Below are 20,334 nucleotides of genomic sequence, written 5' to 3' on the forward strand. Positions count from 1 at the left end.
GCGCCGCCTCCGGTCCCATGCAAAGCTCGCTCAGGCGAGCGACTGGCCCGTGATGCGCTCGAGCGCTTCCTGGTACTTCGCGGCCGTCTTCTCGACGACGTCGGCCGGCAGCGCCGGCGCCGGTGCCGTCTTGCCCCACGGCTGCGCCTCGAGCCAGTCGCGCACGAACTGCTTGTCGAACGACGGCGGGTTCGTGCCGACCTGGTACTGGTCCGCCGGCCAGAAGCGCGACGAATCGGCCGTCAGCACTTCGTCCATCAGGAACAGCCTGCCGTGGTTGTCGAGGCCGAATTCGAACTTCGTATCGGCGATGATGATGCCGCGCGTCGCCGCGTAGTCGGCCGCTTCCTTGTACAGCTTGATCGAGATGTCGCGGATCGTCGCGGCCAGCTCGGTGCCGATGCGGCGCTCGGTTTCCTCGAACGTGATGTTCTCGTCGTGCTCGCCCATCTCGGCCTTCGCGGCCGGCGTGAAGATCGGCTCGGGCAGCTTCTGCGCGTTCTGCAGGCCTTCCGGCAGCTGCACGCCGCACACGGCGCCCGACGCCTGGTATTCCTTCCAGCCGCTGCCGGCCAGGTAGCCGCGCACGACCGCCTCGATCATGATCGGCTCGAGGCGCTTGACGACCACGCCGCGGCCCGTCACCTGCTCGACCTCGTCGGCCGCGACGACCGCTTCCGGCGCGTCGCCCGTCAGGTGGTTCGGCACGATGTGCGCGAGCTTGTCGAACCAGAAGTTCGCCATCTGGTTCAGCACGCGGCCCTTGTTCGGAATCGGCTCGCCCATCACCACGTCGAATGCCGACAGGCGGTCGGTCGTGACGATCAGGAGCTTGTCGTTGCCGACCGCGTAGTTATCGCGGACCTTGCCGCGACCGAGGAGCGGCAGCGAGCGGAGCGTGGATTCGTAAAGGGTAGACATCGTCTTTTCGCAGATAAGGAGCCAAACAAAAAGGGAAACGCCGTTCCCCGCGGCAGGCGGGAACGGCGGTCTTGCAATACGTCGGCGAACCGGCCGGGCGACTGCGCCCGGGCGGCTGCCGGCCGGCCCTCGTTCGGCCGGACGGTACGGCTGCCTGGGGCCGGATCAGATCCGGCCTGGCGGCCCGCCCCTGCCTTGCGGAAGATTCGGGCGGGGCAATCGTACTACAGTCTCAGCGCACGACCTGCGCGAGCGCGCCGGACTTGTACTGCTCGGCGATCTTGTCGAGCGACACCGGCTTGATCTTGCCGGCCTGGCCTTCGCAGCCGAACGCGAGGTAACGGTCGACGCAAACCTGCTTCGCCGCTTCGCGCGCGGGCTTCAGGTAGTCGCGCGGATCGAACTTGCCCGGGTTCTCGAACAGGTAACGACGGATCGCGCCGGTGATCGCGAGACGCAGGTCGGTGTCGATGTTGATCTTGCGCACGCCGTGCTTGATGCCTTCCTGGATTTCCTCGACCGGCACGCCGTAGGTTTCCTTCATGTCGCCGCCGAATTCGCGGATCTCGGCCAGCAGTTCCTGCGGCACCGACGACGAACCGTGCATCACGAGGTGCGTGTTCGGGATGCGTGCGTGGATTTCCTTGATGCGCTGGATCGACAGGATGTCGCCCGTCGGCTTCTTCGAGAACTTGTACGCGCCGTGCGACGTGCCGATCGCGATCGCGAGCGCATCGCACTGCGTGAGCTTCACGAAGTCGGCGGCCTGCTCCGGATCGGTCAGCAGCTGCTCGCGGGTCATCGTGCCTTCCGCGCCGTGGCCGTCTTCCTTGTCGCCCTTCATCGTCTCGAGCGAGCCGAGCACGCCGAGTTCGGCTTCGACCGTCACGCCGATCGAGTGCGCCATCTCGACAACCTTGCGCGATACGTCGACGTTGTACTCGTACGACGCGACCGTCTTGCCGTCGGCCTCGAGCGAACCGTCCATCATCACGCTCGTGAAGCCGCTGCGGATCGCGCCCATGCAGACGGCCGGCGACTGGCCGTGATCCTGGTGCATCACGACCGGGATGTGCGGGTACGACTCGACCGCTGCTTCGATCAGGTGGCGCAGGAACGGCTCGCCCGCGTACTTACGCGCGCCGGCCGATGCCTGCATGATCACGGGCGCGCCGACTTGGTCCGCCGCAGCCATGATCGCCTGGACCTGCTCCAGGTTGTTCACGTTGAAGGCCGGCAGGCCGTAACCGTGCTCTGCCGCGTGGTCCAGCAATTGACGCATTGATACGAGAGGCATTGTGGAACTCCTTGGAATGAAAACCGGTGCGCCCTGACGCCGGCGCGGCGCTCGCTCCCGGTCAAACCGGGGTGGCGCGGCGCGGCTGAGCGTCGAATAGCCGCATTTTATCGCGAAGCGCCTCCGATTCCGACCGCCCGGTGACGCCCACTCGCAATTTGTTACGTTCGCACGGCACAATTCGGGCAAAAAAGAGAAAAAAGCCGCGCGGGGCTTCGGACCCCGCGCGGCTTTTGCGTGAAAAACAGTGCCCGATCAAATCGGATCGACCGGATCGCCGGACCGCCGACCCGCCGGCCCGCAGGCCGGTCAGGTGCTCAATCGGCGCTCAATAGTGCTCGCCGACCCGCACGATCTTCAGCGTGTTGGTGCCGCCCGCCTGCCCCATCGGCTCGCCGACGGTCAGCACGACCATGTCGCCGTGCTGCACGTAACCCTGCTTGACGACGATCTCGAGCGCCGCCTGCAGCGCCGAGTCGCGATCGCTGTTGAATTCGACGTGCAGCGGCGTCACGTTGCGGTACAGCGCCATCGTGCGCTCGCTGCCGACCCGCGGCGTCAGCGCGAAGATCGGCACGTGCGTGTAGTGACGCGACATCCACAGCGCGGTCGCGCCGGATTCGGTCAGCGCGATGATCGCCTTCGCGCCCAGGTGGTACGCGGTGAACAGCGCGCCCATCGCGATCGACTGGTCGATGCGCGTGAACGTGCGGTCGAGGAAATCCTTGTCCAGCTCGACGTGCTCCGACTTTTCCGCCTCGACGCACACGGCCGCCATCGTCTCGATCGTGACGACCGGGTACTTGCCGGCAGCCGTCTCGGCCGACAGCATCACCGCGTCGGTGCCGTCGAGCACCGCGTTCGCGACGTCCGACACTTCCGCGCGGGTCGGCACGGGCGCGTAGATCATCGATTCCATCATCTGCGTCGCGGTGATCACGAGCTTGTTCGACTCGCGCGCCATCCGGATCATCCGCTTCTGCAGCGCCGGCACGGCCGCGTTGCCCACTTCCACCGCGAGGTCGCCGCGCGCGACCATGATGCCGTCGGACGCGTCGAGGATGCTCTGCAGCGCCGGGATCGCCTCCGCGCGCTCGATCTTCGCGATCATCTTCGGCTTGATGCCGTACGGCGCACCCGCGATGTTCGCGAGCTGACGCGCCATTTCCATGTCGGTCGCGTTCTTCGGGAACGACACCGCGACGAGGTCCGCGCCGAGCGACATCGCGGTGCGGATGTCTTCCATGTCCTTCGCGGTCAGCGCGGGCGCCGACAGGCCGCCGCCCTGGCGGTTGATCCCCTTGTTGTTCGACAGCTCGCCGCCCACCTTGACGGTCGTGTGGATCTCGTCGCCGAGCACGCGCTCGACGGTCAGCACGATCAGGCCGTCGTTCAGCAGCAGCAGGTCGCCTGGACGCAGGTCGCGCGGCAGTTCCTTGTAGTCGAGGCCGACGCGCTCGTCGTTACCGAGCTCGCAAGCCGCGTCGAGGATGAACGGCTGCCCCGGCACGAGCGTGGTCTTGCCGTTCTCGAACTTGCCGACGCGGATCTTCGGGCCCTGGAGGTCGGCCATGATCGCGATCTCGCGGCCGACCTTGCGGGCAGCCTCGCGCACCATCTCGGCGCGCTGGCGGTGATCGTCGGCCGTGCCGTGCGAAAAATTGAGCCGCACGACGTCGAGGCCCGCCTGCATCATCTGCAGCAGAATCTCCGGCGAACTGGAAGCCGGGCCGATCGTGGCGACTATCTTGGTGGCGCGCTGCATGAAACTCCTCATCTGGATCAAGGTGGATGCGCTGGGTGAAACGCTGCGAGAGCCGGAAGCGGCGGGCCCAGCGGCGGCCGTTCCGGGGGGCGTGCCGGTGCTTGCGCCCGGCATCGCTTTGTTCTGAATTTCGTGGTGCTGCACGGCCGCGTCGCCGGCGGCCGCCGGTGCGCGCGGGGCGGTGTTCGCCCGCGCGGGCGCGCGTTTGCGCTTGCCCGCGCCGGCCGGCTGCTCCGCTTTCGCGGAGCGCGCGGCCTTCGTCACCCCTGCGCGCGCCGCCACGCTCAGGCCGCCCGCGTTTCGAGCACTTCCACCGCCGGCAGCTTCTTCCCCTCGAGGAACTCGAGGAAGGCGCCGCCGCCCGTCGAGATGTAGCTGACCTGGTCGTGGATGCCGTACTTCGCGATGGCCGCGAGCGTGTCGCCGCCGCCCGCGATCGAGAACGCGGAAGACTTGGCGATCGCTTCCGCGAGCGTCTTGGTGCCGTTGCCGAACTGGTCGAACTCGAACACGCCGACCGGGCCGTTCCACACGATCGTGCCGGCCTTCTCGAGCTGGCTCGCGAGCGCCTTGGCGGTATCCGGGCCGATGTCGAGGATCATGTCGTCCGCTTCGATGTCGGCGACCTGCTTCACCGTGGCCACGGCCGTCGGCGAGAATTCCTTGGCCGTCACGACGTCGGTCGGGATCGGTACCGACGCGCCGCGCTTGCGCGCTTCGTCGATGATCGCCTTCGCGTCGCCGACGAGGTCGGTTTCCGCGAGCGACTTGCCGATCGGCAGACCGGCCGCGAGCATGAACGTGTTCGCGATGCCGCCGCCGACGATCAACTGGTCGACCTTCTCGGCCAGCGACTTCAGGATCGTCAGCTTGGTCGACACCTTCGAGCCGGCGACGATCGCCACCAGCGGGCGGGCCGGGTTGCCGAGCGCCTTGCCGAGCGCGTCGAGTTCGGCGGCCAGCAGCGGGCCGGCGCACGCGACCGGCGCGTACTTCGCGATCCCGTGCGTGGTCGCTTCCGCGCGGTGCGCGGTGCCGAACGCGTCGTTCACGTACACGTCGCAGAGCTTCGCCATCTTCTGCGCGAGCTCGTCCGAATTCTTCTTCTCGCCCTTGTTCACGCGGCAGTTCTCGAGCAGCACGATCTGGCCCGGCACGACGTTCACGCCGTTTTCGACCCAGTTCGAGACGAGCGGCACGTCGCGGCCGAGCAGCTCGGCGAGGCGCTTCGCGACGGGCGCGAGCGAGTCTTCCGGCTTGAATTCGCCTTCGGTCGGGCGGCCGAGGTGCGACGTGACCATCACGGCCGCGCCGGCGTCGAGCGCGGCCTGGATGGCCGGCACGGACGCGCGCACGCGGGTGTCCTCGGTGATGTTGCCCTGGTCGTCCTGCGGGACGTTCAGGTCGGCGCGGATGAACACCCGCTTGCCGGCGAGCTGGCCGGCGGCGATCAGGTCGGTAAGACGCTTGACTTGGCTCATGTTGAACAGATTGAAGTAGTGGATGGGGAAAGGGGGTTCACGCTGGATGTGCGCGGGCTGCCGCGAAAGGGCGCCGGATGCGGCCGTGGCTGGCGGTTCGCATGACGCGCACGGGTAAAAAATCTCGAACGGGCATTCTAGCCGATCCACCCGGCAGACTGACCCGTGCGGCGGCGAATTCCGCCTATTTGGGATCGCGTGCGGGAACGGACACATTGCCGCAATGCAGCAATGCACCCATGCGGGCTGCAGGCGCCCGGCCGGCCGGAACGGCGGCCCATCAGAAGATCAGGCGCAGCACGGTGAAGACGAGCATCCCGACGACGATCGTGCCGAGCATGCTGCGCCGCCACAAAAACCAGCCGAGGCCGGCGAGCGCCGCGTAGAACGGATGGTTGGACAGCGCGAACGACAGCCCGGCCGGCGTTTCGAGCACGTCGGGCAGCACGACGGCGACGAGCGCGGCCGCCGGCGCGTAGCGCAGCGCACGCTGCGCGCGTTCGGGCAGCACGGTGCGCTCGCCGCCGATCAGGAACAGCGCGCGCGTGACGGCCGTGACGATCGTCATCCCGACGATGACGATCCAGATCTCCGTCGCGCTCATTCGATCTCCTTTTCGTGCACGGTTTCGGTGCGGATGCGCCGCCAGTCGGCCCGTTCGACGAAGAAATCGGCCGAGCAGCCGGCCGCGAGCGCGGCGAGCACCGCCAGCGGCAGCGCGAGCCGGTACGGCAGGTCGAACGCGACGAGCGACACGATGCCCGCGACCGCGACGGCCGCGAGCGTCGAGCGGTTCGCGACCGCCGACACCATGATCGGGATCAGCGCGAGCGTGCCGGCCAGCTCGAGGCCCCAGCTCGCGGGGAAGAAGCTCGCGAGCAGGATGCCGGCGAGCGACGAGACTTGCCACGACGCCCAGCTCGCGAGCGCCATTCCCCAGAAATACGCTTCCTTGCCCGGCACCTGGCCGTATGCGAAGCCCTGTTTCTGGAACAGCAGGTAGATCACGTCGCCGTTGAAATAGCCGATCGCGAGACGCCGCCACAGCGGCAGGTAGGAAAAATGGGGAGCAAGCCCGGCGCTGAAGATCACGAAGCGCGTGTTGACCATCGCGGCCGTGAGCAGCACGGTCCAGATCGGCAGCTTCGCCGCGAGGAGCGGCAGCACCGCGAGCTGCGACGAGCCCGCGTAGACGAGCAGCGACATCGCGCTCGCCTGCCCGAGCGTCATGACCGACTTGCTCATCGCGATGCCGGTGACGAGCCCCCAGGACAGGATCGCCATCAGTGTCGGGGAATAGTCGCGCGCGCCCTGGATCAGCGCGAAGCGGTCGGTGGCGGACAATCGAGCGAGCATGGGAAAGCGGGCCGCAGCGGGCGGTTCGTCGGGACGCCGGCGCCTCCTGCCGGTACGCCCCATCGTTATTGGAATCGGTACCGGGCGATTATAGCGCCGGCCCCGCGCCGACCGACCGGATCGTCTCCAAATGACGCTAAAATAAGCGTCTTTCCGGCTCAACGCTGCACACAACCGCATCCCAGGAGAATCCTATGTCAATGGCCGACCGCGACGGCAAGATCTGGATGGACGGCAAGCTGATCGACTGGCGCGACGCCAAGATCCACGTCCTGACCCACACGCTGCACTACGGCATGGGCGTCTTCGAGGGTGTGCGCGCGTACAAGGCGGCCGACGGCAGCACGGCGATCTTCCGCCTGCGCGAGCACACGAAACGTCTGCTGAATTCGGCGAAGATCTTCCAGATGGACGTGCCGTTCGACCGTGAAACGCTCGAAGCCGCGCAACTCGAAGTCGTGCGCGAGAACAAGCTCGAGTCGGGCTACCTGCGCCCGATCATCTGGGTCGGCTCGGAAAAGCTCGGCGTGTCGGCGAAGGGCAACACGATCCACGTCGCGATCGCCGCGTGGCCGTGGGGCGCGTACCTCGGCGAGGACGGCCTCGCGAAGGGTATCCGCGTGAAGACGTCGTCGTTCACGCGCCACCACGTGAACGTGTCGATGGTGCGCGCGAAGGCGTCGGGCTGGTACGTGAACTCGATCCTGGCGAACCAGGAAGCGACGGCCGACGGCTACGACGAAGCGCTGCTGCTCGACGTCGACGGCTACGTGTCGGAAGGCTCCGGCGAGAACTTCTTCCTGGTGAACAACGGCAAGCTGTACACGCCCGACCTGTCGTCGTGCCTCGACGGCATCACGCGCGACACGATCATCACGCTCGCGAAGGACGCCGGCATCGAGGTGATCGAGAAGCGCATCACGCGCGACGAGGTCTACACGGCCGACGAAGCGTTCTTCACCGGCACCGCCGCTGAAGTCACGCCGATCCGCGAGCTCGACAACCGTACGATCGGCAGCGGCGCGCGCGGCCCCGTCACGGAAAAGCTCCAGTCGGCGTTTTTCGATATCGTGACGGGCAAGAACGCGAAGTACGCGCACTGGCTGACGAAGGTCTGAGCGCGCCGCACCCCCGACCGCCCCACAAAAGAGTGATAAGAGAAAGTCTCATGAGTGAAATCAAGGAAATGCCGCTGGTCGAGCTGACGGCCAAGGATCTTCCCGCGTACTGCCCGAACCCGGCCATGGCGCGCTGGAGCGCGCACCCGCGCGTCTTCATCGACGTCTCTCACGGCGAGGCACGCTGCCCGTACTGCGGCACGCGCTACAAGCTGCGCGACGGCGAGGTCGTCAAGGGCCACTGAGCCCGGGCGGCCGGGCCCGCGGGCCCGCCGACTCGCAAGGCGGCGCAGCCGGATGCCCGGCGCGCCGCCCTTCTCCATTCTGGCAACCCGAACGCGGCGCCCGCGCGCCGTGCTTCATTACGACATCGGAAGTCGACCTGATGCGTCGAGCGCTGGTTATCGCACCGAATTGGATCGGTGACGCATTGATGGCGCAGCCGCTTTTTGCGCTGCTGAAGAAACTCCATCCCCGCATCGCGATCGATGCCGTCGCACCCTCGTGGGTCGCGCCCGTGCTCGAGCGGATGCCCGAGATCCACGATGTCTACGCGACCGATCTCGCGCACGGCAAGCTGCAGCTGCTGCGCCGCTGGCAGCTCGCGAGCGACCTGCGCGACGTCGGCTACGACGCGGCGTACGTGCTGCCGAATTCGCTGAAGTCCGCGGTGATCCCGTGGCTCGCGAACATCCCGCTGCGGATCGGCTACACGGGCGAGCACCGCTACGGGCTGCTGAACGTGCGGCACGCGAACCCGACCAAGTCGGGCGAACGGCCGCCGATGACCACCCACTACGCGGCGCTCGCGTACGCGCCGGGCGCGAAGCTGCCCGAGTCGATGAAGACGCTGCCCGCGCCGCGCCTCGACGCCGACCTGAACGAGACGGCGCGCGTGTCCGCGCGTTTCAATCTCGATACACGCAAGCCGCTCGTCGTGTTCTGCCCGGGCGCCGAATACGGCCCGGCCAAGCGCTGGCCGCCCGAGCACTTCGCGTCGCTCGCGACGATCGTGCACCAGTCGTTCCCGTATACGCAGATCGTCGCGCTCGGCTCGCAGAAGGACGCCGCGGCCGCGCAGGCGATCGCCGACCACGCGCCGAACGTGCGCAATCTGTGCGGGCAGACGTCGCTGTCCGAGGCCTGCGCCCTGATCGCGCGCGCGAACGCGGTCGTCACCAACGATTCGGGGCTGATGCACGTCGCCGCCGCGCTGCGCCGGCCGCTCGTCGCGCTGTACGGATCGACCGATCCGCGCCACACCCCTCCGCTGTCGGACCTGGCGAAGGTACAATGGCTGCATCTCGAATGCAGTCCCTGCTTTGAACGCGAGTGCCCGCTCGGCCACCTGAAGTGCCTGCGCGAACTCGGTCCCGAGCAGGTATTCGGCGATTTGCGCGGCATGCTCGTCGGGCAGCGCTGACCCTGACCGGCAGCGTCGCACGGCGCGCCGGGCAATCCGATTCACCGGTGTGCGGCGGCCCCATCCGGGCCGCCGTGCTGAATACGGCGCGCGACGCGCGCGAGAGATAACCCCGATGCCACGTTTTGCCCGCCTCTTCGAAGCCGCTGCCGATACGCTGAACGCCTACTACCAGGCCGTCGCGGATGCCAATCTCGACGCACTGCTGGCGTTGTGGATCGACGAGGATTTCGCCAGCTGCGTGTGGGCGGACGGCGAGCATCTGCACGGCCTCGACCAGATCCGCAGCGGGCTCGCCAACCGGCTCGCGACGCGCCCGGTGACGATCGAACCGCTTGACATCCGCGTGTACGACAGCCTCGGCACGGTCGTCTATACGATCGCCGAGGCGCATCAGCAGGCCGACCTGACGGCCGAACCCGACATGGTTTTCGCGACGTACGTGATGATCCACGAACGTGGCGAGTGGCGCATCGCGCACATCCACGCGAGCCCGATTCCCGAACAAGCGGCCGGGCAGTTCGCCGCGAAGATCCGTCATGGGCAGGGCCCGCTGCACTGACGAAAAGACGAAGCAACGCATACGCGGGGCGATCATGAGTACGGCTTCTCCGCCCACCTCGCCGCTGACCGGGGCATCTGCCCCGGACGACGACACACTGCGCTATCGCGCACCACGCTGGCTGCCGAACAGCCATGCGCAAACCATCGTGCCCGCGCTGTTCGCGCGGCGTCCGGCTGTCGCATACCGGCGAGAGCGATGGGAAACGCCCGACCACGACTTCATCGATCTCGACTGGGTCGCCCATCTCGACAGTGCGGCGCCGCCGCCCGATGCGCCGCTGTTCGTGCTGTTCCACGGCCTCGAAGGCAGTTCCGGCTCGCACTACGCGCTCGCGATGATGGCCGCCGCGCGCGCGAAGGGCTGGCACGCCGTCGTGCCGAACTTTCGCAGTTGCAGCGGCGAGATCAACCGCCAGCCGCGCTTCTACCATCTCGCCGACAGCGCCGAGGTCGACTGGATCCTGCGCCGGCTCGCCGCGCAGCATCGCGGGCCGCTGGTCGCGGCCGGCGTGTCGCTCGGCGGCAACGTGCTGCTGCGCTGGCTCGGCGAGCATCGCAGCGATACGTCGATCCTGCGGGCGGCCGCCGCGATCTCGACGCCGCTCGACGTGCACGCGGGCGGCCGCGCGCTGTCGCAGGGGTTCGCGATGGTCTATACGCGCAGCTTCCTGAAGACGCTCAAGCGCAAGGCGCTCACGAAGCTCGAACAGTATCCGGGGCTGTTCGACCGCGACGCGATGCTGCAGGCCGTGACGATGCGCGACTTCGACGAGATCGTGACCGCGCCGCTGCACGGTTTCGCGGACGCCGACGACTACTGGACCAAAGCGACGACGCGGCCGCTGCTGCCCGCGATCGACGTGCCGACGCTGATCCTCAACGCCCGCAACGACCCGTTCCTGCCCGAGTCGGCGCTGCCGGGCCCGGCCGACGTATCGCCGGCCGTCGAGCTCGACCAGCCCGCGGCAGGTGGACACGCGGGATTCATGACCGGGCCGTTCCCCGGCCGCCTCGACTGGCTGTCGGCGCGGGTGTTCGGCTATTGCTCGAAATTCGTCGACCATGGATGACATCGTCAGGCAGGCGCTCGCCAAATGGCCGAACGTGCCGCATTGCACCGGCTGGTTGCTGCTCGACCGGCGCGGCGAATGGCGGCTGCGCGACGACGCGGCGCAGGCGGCCGGCGAGCTCGGCTCGCCGATCCGGCATGCGGCGCTGAACGCGTTCATCGGCCGTAACTACGAATGCGACGCGAAGGGCCAGTGGTTCTTCCAGAACGGGCCGCAGCGCGTGTACGTCGAGCTCGCCTATACGCCGTGGGTCGTCCGGCTCGCCGAGCGCGACGGACAGCTCACGCTCACCGACCAGACGGGCGCGCCGTTCGAACCGGACGAAGCCTGGCTCGACGACGGGGGCGGCGTGCTGTTCCGCGATGCGGGCACGCCGCCGCGCATCGCGGCGCTGCACGACCACGACCTCGGGCTGTTCGCCGATCACGCGGATTTCGACGCCGCGCCGCCGGTGCTGCGCTGGCGCGACGGCCCCGCGCTGCCGCTCGGCCACATCGTCTGCGCGGACGTGCCCGCTCGGTTCGGCTACGTTGCGAGTCCGGCACGACAGGCACGCGACGCGGCCGACGGCGGCAACTGACCCGCAGCCGCCCTTCCCGCGTTCGCCGTGCACGGGCCGCTAACCGCGGCCGTTCTTGTCGTCCTCGCGCTCTTCCTTGTAGCGCGTCTCGAATTCCAGCAGCCGCGCGCCGATGATCGACTGCTCGTAGAACGACACGTCCTTCGCATCGCGCGCTTCCTTCAACTGGCGAATCGCCGACGGCCATGCGCCATCGAGCGCGAGTTTCTCCGCGAGCGCGCGGCGCCGCGCGAGCACGTCGCCCTTGCCGTCGCTTGCCTTCGCGAGGTAGTCCCACCAGTCCGGCTGCTCGGGATCGGCCTTCGCCTGCGTGCGGGCGAGCGCCTGCGCTTCGGCGAAACGGCGCGCGGCGATCAGCGCCTGCAGGTGCGCGACGATCGCCGCGTGCGACGCCGGCCAGCGCCGCTGCGCGAGCGCCGCGAGCCGCACCGCATCGTCGGTCCGGCCCGCGCGGCGCGCGATGTCGGCGACCAGCACGTCGAGGCTCGGCGAACTCGTCACCGGATCATCCTCGCGCCGCTCTCGTGCATCGTATGCGCCACGTGCCGCCGCGAGCGCCTTGTCTGCCGCGTCGTACTGGCCGAGCAGCGTGTTCGCGAGCGCGATGCCGTACCAGTTCGCCGCGACGTTCGGCGCCGTGCGGTCGTCGATCTCGAGCTGCATCCGGCGCGCTTCGGCCGCGATGTCGGTCGGCGCCCGGTTCTGCAGGATGCGCAGCCGCGCGCGCACGAATCCGTATTCGGCCGACTGGCGCGGCTGCCGGTACGGCGCGCGGCGCGCGCGATCCTCCATGTCGGCGATCCGCTCGCCGGTCAGCGGGTGCGTGCGCGCATAGGCCGGCACGCCCGCATCGCCCATCGACGCGCGGTCGAGCCGTTCGAAGAAGCCCGGCATCCCGTACGGGTCGTAGCCCGCGCCCGCCAGCAGCTGGAAGCCGACGCGATCGGCCTCGCGCTCGGCCGAACGCGAGAAGCGCAGCTGGTTGTCCACCGCGTACGCCTGCCCGCCCACGGCGATCGCGCTGCCGAGATCGCCGCTTCTCGCGAGTACGCCGGCCAGCACGCCGAGCAGCATCGTCGCGAGCGCCGTGTAGCCCGTCTTCTCGCTCGCGCCGATCATCCGTGCGATGTGCCGCTGCAGCACGTGCCCCATCTCGTGACCGACCACCGATGCGAGTTCCGACTCCGTCTGCGTCGTGACGACGAGCCCGCTGTTGATCCCGATGAAGCCGCCCGGCATTGAGAACGCGTTGATCTGCGGATCGCGCACCGGGAACAGGTCGAAGTCCGGCGTATAGCCGCCGATGAAGCGCGCGGCCGCCGCGGCCGCGAGCCGGGCGGCCATCGCGTTCAGGTAGTCGCGCACGAGCCAGTCGTCGAGATAGTCGGGATCGCGCCGCACTTCGCGCATCACGCGCTCGCCGAGCCGGCGCTCGGCCCGCGGCGTCAGCGAACCGCCGGAGCCGTCGCCGAGGTCGGGCAGCTCGAGCGCGCGAAGCGGCGCGCGCAGGCTCGCGGCCGGCGCCGACGCGCCGCCCGTGTCCGAAAACCGGCTCTCCGCGCCGCCGTAGGTGCCGAAAACGCCGGTCGCGATGCCGGACGGCACGGTGGAAATCGACCGGGCGCCGCCGGTCGCCGTCTCGAGCGGCGGCGCGGACGCGCTCTGCGCATGGCCGCTCGGCGGTAGCGCGAGCGCCGCCGACAGCGACACGGCAAGCAACTGTTTGACACGCATGGCAGGATGAAAACGACGCCGTCCCGCGCGCCGGGCGCGCATCGCGGCGTTTGGTCTGAATATTCGGGTCATTGTACCGGCGCCGCGACGACTGTCTCGTGCCGCGCATGCGTCATCTGCGCCCCCGGCGACGCGAACGCCGCTGCTATGATAGGCGCCCGTTGAGACGGAGCATGACATGTCAGGACTCACCCATTTCGATGCCGCCGGCCATGCGCACATGGTCGACGTCGGCGGCAAGCAGGAAACCCAACGCATCGCGATCGCGCGCGGCACGATCCGGATGCTGCCGGCCACGTTCGCGCTGATCCGCGACGGCAAGGCCAAGAAAGGCGACGTGCTCGGCGTCGCGCGCATCGCGGCCATCCAGGGCGCCAAGCGCACGGCCGACCTCATTCCGCTGTGCCACCCGCTCGCGCTGACGCGCGTGGCCGTCGACTTCGAACTCGACGACACGCTGCCGGGCGTCCACTGCGTCGTGCAGGTCGAAACGTTCGGCCGCACCGGCGTCGAGATGGAAGCGTTGACCGCCGTGCAGGTCGGGCTGCTGACCGTCTACGACATGTGCAAGGCCGTTGATCGCGGGATGGTGATCACCGATGTGAGCGTGCGCGAAAAGCGCGGCGGGAAGTCGGGGGACTGGAAGGCGGAAGACGTCGCGGGTTGAACGGCCGGGACGCCGCCAGCCGGCAAATTCAGGATCAAGCCGGTTATCTCATACAATTACTGAATTCCGCACGAGAGAGCGTGCGAACCAGCACAATAAAAAGCGAGCACTGGTGATGAATTCACACGCGTCAAGAAGCGCATTGCCGGGCGGACCGGTTCGCGGACGGCATCATCGCCGACGTGATGAACCGGCATCCGCAGGCCAGGTCCGGATGGAGGCGCAGGCGTCGCACGCGAAGCGCTTTCACGGCGTCGGCCGCGTCGACCCGAATGCGACGCAGCCCGCGACATGAACCGCCGCACGAGCAAACACAACAGCACGGTTCAGTAATCGATCGGTAATCGGGCAAAGCCGTCGCGTGAGGCTAGCCGAGCGCCAACCCGAATTCCTCCGTCGACTTCCGTCGGTCCCCATGCGAAATCGATCCACTTTGAAGCGACTGGCTGCCATCGCGCTCGGCAGTGCCGCACTGGCTTTTCTGTACGAAAGCACGAGCCCTCGATGGGAAACCGTTTCGTCGGAGGTCACGTGGCCGGACCCGCCGGTGGGTGCCGGGGATTTCTACCTTGATGGCAGCGCGATCATGTCGCTCACGGTTTCCGATCCCGTGATTACGCTGAAGCCCGACAGCGAGTGGAAAAGACCGATGGTCGCCGAACCCACCGAAGCATGGATGAACAATGCGGGAGAAACGCTGAATCGACGAACCGCGAATTTCTTCCGCGGCACGATCGATCACGGGCTGCAGCGCTTCTTTCAGGCGCCCGGGCAGCAAACCGCATGGTGGCATTCGCGCGACGGGAACATCCACCTGATCAGTGCCAGCTGGATGAGCTACACGTCTGCGCGTACCGCAGACGATCTCGTCCCGCAGCAAACCCAAGTCTGGAAATCGCTCGACGGCGGCTACCACTGGTCGCGACTCGAATGGCCCGAGCACGAAAATATCGATCAATTCCTGTTCACAGATGCGCAGCACGGCTACGCGATCGGCTGGGGCCCCACCGTCCGACGCACATCCAACGGCGGCGAATCCTGGAAGCGGATCGCGCCACCGCCGGGCGCGGTTGTCCCCGGTGAAACCCGGCGCGAGTTCAAAGGTGTGAGCCTTGGCCCGGACGGCGTACTGCGCGTGGCTTACCATGTCGATCGATCGGCGACCGCACCCGCCCGCAGCGTCATCTATCGACTCGCCCCGGACCAGCAGGCGTTCGTTCCGGATGCGGTCCTGCCGAACCAGACAGTCGTCCGGCTCGCGTCGACGCCTGCCACGGCCGGGCGCTACGCGCTTTACGTCCTGTCGCACCTCGACAATGCGAGCGACATCGACGCGACACGGGATCGCGGACACCGGACCGGCGCACTTTCCACATGGATGAACGCGCAACCCGAGCACGTCCGGCAAGTGGCGACGTTCGACAAGAAGCTCATTCTGGGTGACCTCGACGTGGGCCGCGATGGCCTGCTGCTCGTGTACGCGATCGATCCCAAGCAGGCAATCGATGATCCACCGGTCCCCTGGATGTTCAGCAGCACTGACGCGGGCGAGACCTGGAAGCAGACTGACGACGAGACGATCTATCGCAGCAAGTACTTCGACCCGGATACGAACACGCTCTACTCGCTGCTCGGTGCGACACTAAAGAAGCTGTCGTTCCCGATGCGGAACGCCCCCGCTCCAAAAGACTGAACCCCCTCGCTACAACCTGAGAATCCACTCGATGATGAAAACGCTGCATTACGCCGCGCTCTCGCTGTGCGTCACCGTCTTGCCGGCCGCCGCCTTCGCCGCAGGCACCTGCCCCGCCGCCGACACCACCGCGCGCGCGGCAATCGACGCGCAGCAGCGCGTCCAGCAGGTCCGCAATCCGCAAGGCGACGGCGGCGGCAACGTCGATATCTCGCCGCCGCTGCGCGACGCGCTTCGCGCATACAAGCAGGCGCTCGTCGGCGCGATCGACGCGCGGCTCGCGTGCAGCGACGAACACGTCGAACCGGCTGCACTGAAACGTACACTCGCGGCCGCGCTCGGCGTGCCGGCCCAATCCGTCCAGCCGAAAAACGGCGAATCGGCGTTCGGTCGCAATCCGGACGTCGACGTCGAACGCGGCGGCACGTCCCGCCCGCTCCTCTTCGTGCGCGCCGGCTTCGACATCGCATGCGGCGACGACAACCTGCTCACCGCGTACGCATGGGAGAACGGCGGCTGGCGGCGCGTGCTGCGCTGGCAGGCCGACGACTACAAGGACATCGGCGGCGCCTACGGCGGCGGCTTCTGGTTCTCGGCGCTGCCCGGCGGCCAGGTCGCGGTCGTCCACGGCACGCCGTGGTGCTCGTCGCGCTGGAGCCGGTTCGGTGCGGACGTGGTCGCACCGGCAAACGGCTCGGCCGCGCAACGCACGCTATTCCATACCGAGCACGGCTACGTACTCGACGACAACGCGCTCCGCTTCAAGGTACGCCCCGACGGCTTCGAGCTGCGCACGACGGTCGGCTCGCTCGACAGCGACTTGATGACGCGGCCCGGCATTTTCCGCTACCGCGTCGACGGCGATACCGTGCAACGCGTGCAGCCCGTCGCGCTCAACGGCCGCGATTTCGTCGACGAATGGCTGAAGGTGGACGATGCGCCGGCGCGCGATTGGAGCGATCCCGCCGACGCCGCGACCGCGCTGAAAGCCCGCCAAGCGTTCAACACGGAAAGCAAGGCGCCCGACACCGGGTTCGCGTACGGCCCCGTGCGCGGCTGCTCGGACAACAAGGACCGCTTTCAGGTCGAACTGGATCTGACGGGCAAGAGCGGGGAAACCGTCGCGCGGCGCTATGCGCTGATTCGCCAGGAGCGCAACGGGTTCACGATGCTCGGGCTGCGCAATGCGGCCGAGCCGGCCTGCCGCGGCGCGAACCTGATGCCGCAGCACTGAGCATCGAGCGCGCGCGCCGCGACGGCCGCGCGTATCGACTTTCGACGGTTAACTGAAACGGTGCGGCCGGCCGGCACCGAAACCGGACGGCAAGCCACAGGCAGCGCGCGTCGTGCGCGCGTCACTGGCCGCGTTGCGGCTCGAACACGAACGGTTGGGTCAGCAGGAACGGGTTCGCGGTTGCGCCGGTCTGCACGCAGGTCGCGTGCGTCATCGCGTCGACGGCCGCGCGATCGGCCGCCGCATTGCGGCTGCTGGTCGTCACGGTGACGTTCTGCGCTTCGCCGGACGTCGTCATCAGCGCGCGCACGAGCACGGTCGCCGGGCGCGTGAGCGGCTTCGCGGTGTCCGGATAGACGGCACGCGGAATGTGGCAGGTCAGCTTGCTTTCCTGCGACGACGTCAGCATCGCGCAGCCGGAAAACTGCATCGCGACGGCGGGCAGGATCAGGTAGGTCGAGCGAATAGCCATGGTCGAATATCGTTCTTCAGCACTGTTCTGGACGCACGCGCCGCGCACCGGAAGATTTCACCCGGCCGCCTCGCGCGCGTCGCACTGCGCCGCGGCCATCGGACCGGCGCCCCGTTACGGCCGCGCGGCCGATCGATCTCGGCCGCGATCCTGCTTGGCGGGTTTCCCGGAAAACCGGGATGTTGCCCGGCTTCACGCCGGCCCCGTGCTCCACGCGGGCCGGCACGCGAGCACTTTCGCGCATTGTGCACGTGCGCCCCGGTCAGCGGCGGCGATTTGACAATGATTGACGCGAATCGCCACGCATGCGGCCGGAATCCACGCAATCCGCGAGGTAATCGATACCGGGCCGGATTGGCCGGGTTCGCGCCGGCCGCATCGCGACGCGGCAAACGCCGGCATTCCCCGTCCCGGCGCTGCGCGCGTCAATCCGAATCGTCGTCGTCCGAATCGTCGGCCGCATCGGCCGGCACTTCCCCGTACTTCGCGACGACGGCTGCCTTGAACGCCTTCAGCGCCGGCTGCTGGTCGCACAGCTTGTACAGCGACGCAAGTTGTTGCGGCCAGTCCTTCAGCTCCTTCGCAAACACATGCAGGCGCGCGACGGTATCGAGCGCGTCGGCTTCGCGGCCGTCCAGCGCCTGCAGCGCCGCATAACGACGCAGCACCGTCTCGCCGGGCAGCAGCGCGATCGCGCGTTCATGCGCGGCGAGCTTGGCCGGCAAGTCTTCCGGCGAGATCGCGAGCAGCGTGGCCGCACCGTAGTCGCCCCACGCGCCGAACAGCAGCGACGGCGCGTCGCGGTACTGCGCGGCCGGATCGCTGCCGTAATACAGCACTTCCGCACGCTGGTAGTCGCGCAGCACCGGCACCGCCGCCAGCACGCCGCCGAACGACAGCACCGCGAACAGCCCGAATGCCGCGCGGCCCGGCAGGAAACGCAGCGGCTTCACGTCGAGCAGACCGATCACGAACATCGCCGGCAGCAGGAAGAACATGTACTGCTGCGGATACTCGACGAGCGCATGCATCAGCAGGATGCCGATCAGCGCGAAGCCGAACACGCGCATGCTCGACTGCGGCGCGCGCAGCGCCCGCACGAACCACATCACGAGCGTGACGACGAGCACGCCGAGGCCGATCAGGCCGGACTTCGCGAGCAGGTCGATGAAGATGTCGTGCGAGTTGTTCGCGATCTCGACGCCGCCGAGCGTGCGCACGAGCGCAAACTGGTGCGACGGGAACTCGCCCCAGCCGACGCCGAGCAGCGGATGCTCGCGGAACATCGCGAGCCCGTACTTCCACAGCGCGAGGCGCGGCGCGATCTGCCCGGCGTCGCGCATCCGGTCGGCCGCCGATTCCGCGAGATTCAGGTGATAGTGCACGTTGGCCCAGCGCACCGCGACGTTCACCGCGATGAACGCGACCGCGAGCACGACCGGAATCAGCCACGCGCGCGTATTGCCCGGCGCGCGGCGCGATTCGAGCCACGCCATCCAGAAGCCCGCGACGACCATCACCGCGACCTGCAGCCACGGCCCGCGCGACACCGTCAGCGCGAGACCGACCGACAGCACGAGCGACAGCGCGAGCCACGCCCACACCGCGAGCCGGCGCGTCTGCACGAGATACAGCGCGCCCGCGAGCGCGAACGCGATGTAGGTGGCCAGATGGTTCGCCTGCGCCATGTTGCCGTACGGACGGCGATCGACCGCGACGTTGTACATCACGACGAACGGCGACACAGCCGACTCGAGGTGGAACATCTGCACGATCTGGGTGCCGACCGCGAACACGCCGCCGACGAGCAGCGCACCGGCCATCATCCGCGAAACGGCTTCGGCCAACCCGTCGCGCGCGAGCGCGTAGCCGGCCTGCATCGCAACCAGCGCGGCGGCGAGATAGCCGAGCGCCAGCCAGTTCATCGACGGCACCTTGAGCGGGATCAGCGCGACCTGCGCGATGAGCACCACGGCGAACCCGAGCGGCACGACGAACGCGGCCGGCGCGGCAAACGGCTCGGCCGGGCGGCCCGTGCGCACGAGCAGCACGACCGACAGCCCCACCAGCAGATACAGCACCAGCGCGGAAAACTCGGAATAGAAGGTCGGGATCGGATACGTGTGATTCGTGATCGCATACGGCACGATCAAGGCGACAGCCAGCGCAACGAGCGACAACGAACGGGAAAAAGTAGAAGGCATGAGCGAACCGGATGTCAGCAACCGGCGCACTATACAAAACTTTCCCTCCTCTGTGCGGGGCGGTCGCGCCGCGACCCGGTGCGGGGCGACCGCCCCGGCCGGCCGAAGCGGTAGCCGGCATGCCGCGCGCGCCGCCGCCCTGCGCCCCCGCCGGCGCTACGCGCGGCATTCGGCCGGTGCGTATTTCGCAGGCAGCGTCGCGGCGTCGCCCGGCAGCGGCCCGGCCCCCGGCGCCGGCAGCGACGACGCATCCTTGCCGGCGGCGAAGCACTCCCACGCGATCGTGCCGGCTTGCAGCGCGCCCTTTTTGAGCGGCACGCGCGCGGTCGGCGTGTCGGCCTTGTCGGGCGCGGACGGCACGAGCACCAGCGTATTCGTGCCGGCCGCGGCGACGCGGGTGGTGAACGCGACCGTGATCTGGCCGGTTTCGCCGTCGATCGCAACAGATTCGACGTTGCGGGTCGCGGCCGGCGGACTGTAGCCGCCATCGAGGCTCGCGCCGCTCGCCGCGTTGTCGGCGACCGCGAGCCGCGCGGACGACGCGAGCGCGAGCCCCTCGCCGACGCGCGAGCGCGCAAGGTAATCCTGGTACGCGGGAATCGCATAGGCCGCGATCACGCCGACGATCGCCAGCACGATCATCAACTCGATCAGCGTGAAGCCGGCCGGCCGCCAGCGCGGCGACGGCCGGTTCGCGCGCCGCAGATCGGCGGCCACGCGACGGAACAGGGAAACGGAAAAGGCTTCGAACATGG

The 20,334-nt window shown here is 68.2% G+C and carries 20 protein-coding genes; 10 read left to right on the forward strand and 10 right to left on the reverse strand.

The genetic code is table 11. The features are described from left to right. Window positions 1–30 precede the first annotated feature (30 nt). From H3H55_RS14270 to pyk, 3 genes are all read right to left on the reverse strand, one after another. Complete coding sequence (locus H3H55_RS14270) at window positions 31–921, reverse strand: phosphoribosylaminoimidazolesuccinocarboxamide synthase (RefSeq protein WP_048242647.1); 891 nt, start codon at window positions 919–921, stop codon at window positions 31–33. Window positions 922–1,153: 232 nt separating this feature from the next. Further along, window positions 1,154–2,218, reverse strand: a complete 1,065-nt coding sequence (gene fba / locus H3H55_RS14275) for a class II fructose-bisphosphate aldolase (protein WP_047898922.1) — start codon at window positions 2,216–2,218, stop codon at window positions 1,154–1,156. 328 nt (window positions 2,219–2,546) lie between these two features. Beyond that, window positions 2,547–3,983, reverse strand: coding sequence for a pyruvate kinase (gene pyk / locus H3H55_RS14280; RefSeq protein WP_048242793.1), 1,437 nt, complete (start codon window positions 3,981–3,983; stop codon window positions 2,547–2,549). Between pyk and H3H55_RS37560 the strand changes: the two genes are divergently transcribed. Then, the gene (locus tag H3H55_RS37560; RefSeq protein WP_021164118.1) at window positions 3,982–4,110 is read left to right on the forward strand and encodes a hypothetical protein; all 129 of its coding nucleotides are present in this window, start codon (window positions 3,982–3,984) and stop codon (window positions 4,108–4,110) included. The genes pyk and H3H55_RS37560 overlap by 2 nt on opposite strands. A 157-nt stretch (window positions 4,111–4,267) precedes the next feature. Here the strand turns inward: H3H55_RS37560 and H3H55_RS14285 are convergent, their stop codons facing one another. The 3 genes from H3H55_RS14285 to H3H55_RS14295 all read right to left on the reverse strand — a co-directional run bounded on the left by H3H55_RS14285 (window position 4,268) and on the right by H3H55_RS14295 (window position 6,820). Continuing rightward, window positions 4,268–5,464, reverse strand: coding sequence for a phosphoglycerate kinase (locus H3H55_RS14285; RefSeq protein WP_193098962.1), 1,197 nt, complete (start codon window positions 5,462–5,464; stop codon window positions 4,268–4,270). Window positions 5,465–5,744: 280 nt separating this feature from the next. Then, window positions 5,745–6,068 (reverse strand): AzlD domain-containing protein, encoded by a 324-nt coding sequence (locus H3H55_RS14290; RefSeq protein WP_059511805.1) that lies wholly within the window; start codon window positions 6,066–6,068, stop codon window positions 5,745–5,747. After that, window positions 6,065–6,820, reverse strand: a complete 756-nt coding sequence (locus tag H3H55_RS14295; protein ID WP_129512870.1) for an AzlC family ABC transporter permease — start codon at window positions 6,818–6,820, stop codon at window positions 6,065–6,067. Before H3H55_RS14295 ends, H3H55_RS14290 begins: the two co-directional genes overlap by 4 nt. 194 nt (window positions 6,821–7,014) lie before the next feature. Here H3H55_RS14295 and H3H55_RS14300 point away from each other — a divergent pair, with 194 nt between their 5' ends. The 6 genes from H3H55_RS14300 to H3H55_RS14325 all read left to right on the forward strand — a co-directional run bounded on the left by H3H55_RS14300 (window position 7,015) and on the right by H3H55_RS14325 (window position 11,575). Next, window positions 7,015–7,938, forward strand: a complete 924-nt coding sequence (locus H3H55_RS14300) for a branched-chain amino acid transaminase (RefSeq protein WP_048242651.1) — start codon at window positions 7,015–7,017, stop codon at window positions 7,936–7,938. A 50-nt stretch (window positions 7,939–7,988) separates the two neighbouring features. Continuing rightward, window positions 7,989–8,183 carry a zinc-finger domain-containing protein gene (locus H3H55_RS14305; protein WP_006749970.1) on the forward strand — a complete coding sequence of 65 codons (195 nt, stop codon included), beginning with the start codon at window positions 7,989–7,991 and terminating at the stop codon, window positions 8,181–8,183. A gap of 140 nt (window positions 8,184–8,323) precedes the next feature. Beyond that, complete coding sequence (gene waaF / locus H3H55_RS14310) at window positions 8,324–9,361, forward strand: lipopolysaccharide heptosyltransferase II (RefSeq protein WP_027785312.1); 1,038 nt, start codon at window positions 8,324–8,326, stop codon at window positions 9,359–9,361. A gap of 115 nt (window positions 9,362–9,476) precedes the next feature. After that, the gene (locus H3H55_RS14315; RefSeq protein WP_034178922.1) at window positions 9,477–9,923 is read left to right on the forward strand and encodes a nuclear transport factor 2 family protein; all 447 of its coding nucleotides are present in this window, start codon (window positions 9,477–9,479) and stop codon (window positions 9,921–9,923) included. Between the two features lie 34 nt (window positions 9,924–9,957). Next, window positions 9,958–10,995 carry a hydrolase gene (locus tag H3H55_RS14320; protein ID WP_193098963.1) on the forward strand — a complete coding sequence of 346 codons (1,038 nt, stop codon included), beginning with the start codon at window positions 9,958–9,960 and terminating at the stop codon, window positions 10,993–10,995. After that, complete coding sequence (locus tag H3H55_RS14325) at window positions 10,988–11,575, forward strand: DUF2946 family protein (RefSeq protein ID WP_193098964.1); 588 nt, start codon at window positions 10,988–10,990, stop codon at window positions 11,573–11,575. Before H3H55_RS14320 ends, H3H55_RS14325 begins: the two co-directional genes overlap by 8 nt. A gap of 39 nt (window positions 11,576–11,614) precedes the next feature. Here the strand turns inward: H3H55_RS14325 and H3H55_RS14330 are convergent, their stop codons facing one another. Next, complete coding sequence (locus tag H3H55_RS14330; protein ID WP_193098965.1) at window positions 11,615–13,309, reverse strand: M48 family metalloprotease; 1,695 nt, start codon at window positions 13,307–13,309, stop codon at window positions 11,615–11,617. A gap of 178 nt (window positions 13,310–13,487) precedes the next feature. On the opposite strand from H3H55_RS14330, the gene moaC reads away from it, so the two are divergent. The 3 genes from moaC to H3H55_RS14345 all read left to right on the forward strand — a co-directional run bounded on the left by moaC (window position 13,488) and on the right by H3H55_RS14345 (window position 16,903). Continuing rightward, window positions 13,488–13,976 carry a cyclic pyranopterin monophosphate synthase MoaC gene (moaC, locus tag H3H55_RS14335; RefSeq protein WP_048242655.1) on the forward strand — a complete coding sequence of 163 codons (489 nt, stop codon included), beginning with the start codon at window positions 13,488–13,490 and terminating at the stop codon, window positions 13,974–13,976. Window positions 13,977–14,409: 433 nt separating this feature from the next. Further along, on the forward strand, window positions 14,410–15,669 hold the full coding sequence (locus H3H55_RS14340; RefSeq protein WP_226800045.1) for a WD40/YVTN/BNR-like repeat-containing protein: 1,260 nt from the start codon (window positions 14,410–14,412) through the stop codon (window positions 15,667–15,669). A 31-nt stretch (window positions 15,670–15,700) separates the two neighbouring features. Further along, complete coding sequence (locus H3H55_RS14345; RefSeq protein WP_193098967.1) at window positions 15,701–16,903, forward strand: hypothetical protein; 1,203 nt, start codon at window positions 15,701–15,703, stop codon at window positions 16,901–16,903. Window positions 16,904–17,024: 121 nt separating this feature from the next. Here the strand turns inward: H3H55_RS14345 and H3H55_RS14350 are convergent, their stop codons facing one another. The 3 genes from H3H55_RS14350 to H3H55_RS14360 form a co-directional block, all read right to left on the reverse strand. Continuing rightward, window positions 17,025–17,375 (reverse strand): TonB family protein, encoded by a 351-nt coding sequence (locus H3H55_RS14350; RefSeq protein WP_193098968.1) that lies wholly within the window; start codon window positions 17,373–17,375, stop codon window positions 17,025–17,027. A gap of 425 nt (window positions 17,376–17,800) precedes the next feature. Beyond that, window positions 17,801–19,579 carry a PglL family O-oligosaccharyltransferase gene (locus H3H55_RS14355; RefSeq protein WP_129512878.1) on the reverse strand — a complete coding sequence of 593 codons (1,779 nt, stop codon included), beginning with the start codon at window positions 19,577–19,579 and terminating at the stop codon, window positions 17,801–17,803. Between the two features lie 156 nt (window positions 19,580–19,735). After that, window positions 19,736–20,332 carry a pilin gene (locus H3H55_RS14360; protein ID WP_193098969.1) on the reverse strand — a complete coding sequence of 199 codons (597 nt, stop codon included), beginning with the start codon at window positions 20,330–20,332 and terminating at the stop codon, window positions 19,736–19,738. Between the last annotated feature and the right edge of the window lie 2 nt (window positions 20,333–20,334).

This window comes from Burkholderia sp. Z1, from assembly GCF_014893795.1.
In the GTDB taxonomy this organism is placed as follows: domain Bacteria; phylum Pseudomonadota; class Gammaproteobacteria; order Burkholderiales; family Burkholderiaceae; genus Burkholderia; species Burkholderia theae.

Excerpts from the sequence above, each read along its gene's own strand:
- H3H55_RS14270 (WP_048242647.1), bottom strand. The coding sequence starts at position 921 with ATGTCTACCCTTTACGAATCCACGCTCCGCTCGCTGCCGCTCCTCGGT.
- fba (WP_047898922.1), bottom strand. The coding sequence starts at position 2,218 with ATGCCTCTCGTATCAATGCGTCAATTGCTGGACCACGCGGCAGAGCAC.
- H3H55_RS37560 (WP_021164118.1), top strand. The coding sequence starts at position 3,982 with ATGAAACTCCTCATCTGGATCAAGGTGGATGCGCTGGGTGAAACGCTG.
- pyk (WP_048242793.1), bottom strand. The coding sequence starts at position 3,983 with ATGCAGCGCGCCACCAAGATAGTCGCCACGATCGGCCCGGCTTCCAGT.
- H3H55_RS14285 (WP_193098962.1), bottom strand. The coding sequence starts at position 5,464 with ATGAGCCAAGTCAAGCGTCTTACCGACCTGATCGCCGCCGGCCAGCTC.
- H3H55_RS14290 (WP_059511805.1), bottom strand. The coding sequence starts at position 6,068 with ATGAGCGCGACGGAGATCTGGATCGTCATCGTCGGGATGACGATCGTC.
- H3H55_RS14295 (WP_129512870.1), bottom strand. The coding sequence starts at position 6,820 with ATGCTCGCTCGATTGTCCGCCACCGACCGCTTCGCGCTGATCCAGGGC.
- H3H55_RS14300 (WP_048242651.1), top strand. The coding sequence starts at position 7,015 with ATGTCAATGGCCGACCGCGACGGCAAGATCTGGATGGACGGCAAGCTG.
- H3H55_RS14305 (WP_006749970.1), top strand. The coding sequence starts at position 7,989 with ATGAGTGAAATCAAGGAAATGCCGCTGGTCGAGCTGACGGCCAAGGAT.
- waaF (WP_027785312.1), top strand. The coding sequence starts at position 8,324 with ATGCGTCGAGCGCTGGTTATCGCACCGAATTGGATCGGTGACGCATTG.
- H3H55_RS14315 (WP_034178922.1), top strand. The coding sequence starts at position 9,477 with ATGCCACGTTTTGCCCGCCTCTTCGAAGCCGCTGCCGATACGCTGAAC.
- H3H55_RS14320 (WP_193098963.1), top strand. The coding sequence starts at position 9,958 with ATGAGTACGGCTTCTCCGCCCACCTCGCCGCTGACCGGGGCATCTGCC.
- H3H55_RS14325 (WP_193098964.1), top strand. The coding sequence starts at position 10,988 with ATGGATGACATCGTCAGGCAGGCGCTCGCCAAATGGCCGAACGTGCCG.
- H3H55_RS14330 (WP_193098965.1), bottom strand. The coding sequence starts at position 13,309 with ATGCGTGTCAAACAGTTGCTTGCCGTGTCGCTGTCGGCGGCGCTCGCG.
- moaC (WP_048242655.1), top strand. The coding sequence starts at position 13,488 with ATGTCAGGACTCACCCATTTCGATGCCGCCGGCCATGCGCACATGGTC.
- H3H55_RS14345 (WP_193098967.1), top strand. The coding sequence starts at position 15,701 with ATGATGAAAACGCTGCATTACGCCGCGCTCTCGCTGTGCGTCACCGTC.
- H3H55_RS14350 (WP_193098968.1), bottom strand. The coding sequence starts at position 17,375 with ATGGCTATTCGCTCGACCTACCTGATCCTGCCCGCCGTCGCGATGCAG.
- H3H55_RS14355 (WP_129512878.1), bottom strand. The coding sequence starts at position 19,579 with ATGCCTTCTACTTTTTCCCGTTCGTTGTCGCTCGTTGCGCTGGCTGTC.
- H3H55_RS14360 (WP_193098969.1), bottom strand. The coding sequence starts at position 20,332 with ATGTTCGAAGCCTTTTCCGTTTCCCTGTTCCGTCGCGTGGCCGCCGAT.